The organism is Mesorhizobium sp. M7A.F.Ca.CA.001.08.2.1, from assembly GCF_003998455.1.
GTDB classification, from domain to species: Bacteria; Pseudomonadota; Alphaproteobacteria; order Rhizobiales; family Rhizobiaceae; genus Mesorhizobium; species Mesorhizobium ciceri.
On sequence record NZ_RZPW01000863.1, the window covers coordinates 1 to 2,423 of the forward strand.

At 55.8% G+C, this 2,423-nt stretch carries 3 protein-coding genes; 1 reads left to right on the forward strand and 2 read right to left on the reverse strand.

The annotated features are described in order from the left end of the window. Window positions 1-321 (reverse strand): hypothetical protein (locus tag EN914_RS32165; RefSeq protein WP_127389536.1); only part of this gene is annotated, 321 nt, incomplete at its 3' end. Window positions 322-450: 129 nt separating this feature from the next. On the opposite strand from EN914_RS32165, the gene EN914_RS32170 reads away from it, so the two are divergent. After that, on the forward strand, window positions 451-963 hold the full coding sequence (locus EN914_RS32170; RefSeq protein ID WP_024503115.1) for a DUF2243 domain-containing protein: 513 nt from the start codon (window positions 451-453) through the stop codon (window positions 961-963). A 333-nt stretch (window positions 964-1,296) separates the two neighbouring features. Here EN914_RS32170 and EN914_RS32175 read toward each other — a convergent pair whose 3' ends face one another. Further along, window positions 1,297-2,301: a hypothetical protein gene (locus tag EN914_RS32175; RefSeq protein ID WP_127218972.1), complete on the reverse strand. Its 1,005-nt coding sequence runs from the start codon at window positions 2,299-2,301 to the stop codon at window positions 1,297-1,299. Between the last annotated feature and the right edge of the window lie 122 nt (window positions 2,302-2,423).

The window sequence follows — 2,423 nt, forward strand, 5'->3', positions numbered from 1 at the left end:
TTGGGAACAGAACCAGCGCTCGCCTCGGGCTGAGTTCACGCGCGTCGCCAGATAATATTCCTGGCCGGGCATGTGATAAATATGCTCGCCGCGCTCATTGATGTTCCCCTTGATGTCGCAGCCCGCCTTGCGAAAGACAATCTTGCTCGATGAGCCGCCCCCGGTATGGACCCGCGGGAGTTGGTGCTGATCGTTGGTCGCAACATAGGCGAGGAACGTAAATCCAAGCAGCGCTAAAACCAGCGGAAGGCGAGCGGCAATAAGCGAGCGCCACCAAGGCCTTCTTGCTCCCGCCGACTTGGGATGAACTATTCTGCCCATACCCTCTCCCGCGAGGGAGAATGCGTCCGTCAGAAGCGAAAGTCTATAAGCGCAGATCGCGGGTACTGGGTCAGTTTGAAATCCAGCCTTGATCGGCGAACAAAGCTGGCTTTCGTCGGTTTGAGGGCCATGGCTACAAATTCGGAAGACCGACATTTCCCCACCGCCGCAGGCATTCTGCTTGGCCTTGGCCTAGGCGGTTTCTTCGACGGCATCGTTCTGCACCAAATTCTCCAATGGCATCATATGGCGACGAGTGCCGGTTATCCTGCTGACTCCTTGGAGAACTTAAAGCTGAACACATTGCTGGACGGTCTTTTCCACGCCAGCACCTACATATTCACGGCAGTCGGGTTGCTCATCCTGTGGCGGACAGCGCGGAAACCTCACTTCTGGTGGTCGCCTAAACTTCTCTTCGCAACCATCCTTATGGGCTTCGGTATCTTCAACGTGGTGGAGGGGATCGTTGATCACCACCTTCTTGGGCTGCACCACGTCAACGAAACGGTGCCCCAGGATCAATGGATCTATTGGGACGTTGCGTTCCTGATCTGGGGTGCTGCCATGCTGATCGGCGGCTGGCTTCTCTGGAAACAGGGCAAGCGCGAAGCCCGCGCTGAAGCCCGCTACATTTCAAACTGACCCACGACCAGATAGCGCGGTGGTTACGCCTTAGCTTTGCGCTTCGCCGGTGCCTTCTTGCGTTACATCGGAGCGCAGGCAGCTTCGCTGGTTGAGCGGATGACCGAGGAGTAGAGGGCGAGTTGGGCGGACATGTTCGCCTTATAGCTCGGACCCTGCACTAGGCAACGAGGATATCTGGCGGAAGGCCCGGGGATAATCCAAATTGCGGCTTATGTGTAACTTATACAACATCACGACCACCAGAAGCCATCCATCAGCGGACTTGGCAACCTTGAGCCATCTGGATGTCTATCCCAATACGCTGGGCCCTGTGGTGCGCAATGCATCTGGTCAGTGAGCCCAGCAATCGGCTTGGGTTATATTCTTGAATTGCTTTCCATCGGCATCTGCAAAGGTGAGTCGGCTGTTCGCTACGTCGTAGATCGCAAACCTTTTGCGCCCACGCAATGCTCCTTCAATGAACATCTTTTGCATCGCATGAAATTGCATATTCTCGTCATCGCTAAGGCCAGTTGAAGCCCCCGTCGTTCCTGCGAGATAGTCTGCCACTGCAATCATTGAGAACGCGATTTTATCACCGCTCCGGAGGACATCGAAAGCCTTGACCTCTCGTCCTTCGATCACGAAATTGCCGGTCGACGTGAGTGCGACCTGCACAACGCTCTCGGGGTCTTCTGTTCCCATGTTCACGACCCCCAGCACTGCTGTGCCTCTCGCTGAGCAAGTCATTTCTGATATACGGGCCTCAGAGGAACTTTGGTCGGCGAAATTCTGGAGGCTTGGTGGTTCAGCTGCGGTCGAATCTGCTGTTCCGCCATTTTCGGTAGGCGCCGTTTGTTGCGTCTGGCCCGTTTCGATGGCTTGCAGTTTCTCATTGGTGACGTTGTCCAATTCGTTCCATTCTTTGGATTGCCAGACCTCGACCGACTCGTTGCGGATCCTGATCATGTCGGCTCTGATCTGGTTCAAAGCGGGCCGTGACGAAGGGTCTGTTGGAAGAGCTCGAGCTTGTTCTGTCAGTTTGGCGAGTTCTTGTTCGGAGGCATTCGCCTTGGCTTGGCTTGCCTCAGCCATTGACGCTTGTACTCGTGCGTCTTCGAGTCGGCTCACTCGCACCCCCAAAATTACGTCGTAGTTTTCGATGGTTGAAGTCTCGGAGTTGCACTTACCGGCAACCTCCAGCAGAGCGTCAATCTGGGCCACGCTTAGATCTTCAAAGGCTTTTCCCTGAAAGTAGTTGCCGCCTTGCACCAATTCGTCGCACGTGGGCTGCGCGGCGACCGCGGGATGCAACAAACAGAGAATGGTAGCGGCGGCGATAGCAATCGCCTTCATCAGAGGTCTCATTTTGTCTTGGTCTCCGCTGCCGACCCCGCCCGGCCACGCCGCGCGCTTCTCCATGCGAAATACGCCATGGCGGCGAGGATCAGGTCGGCGAAGGCCCAAATCTTCATATC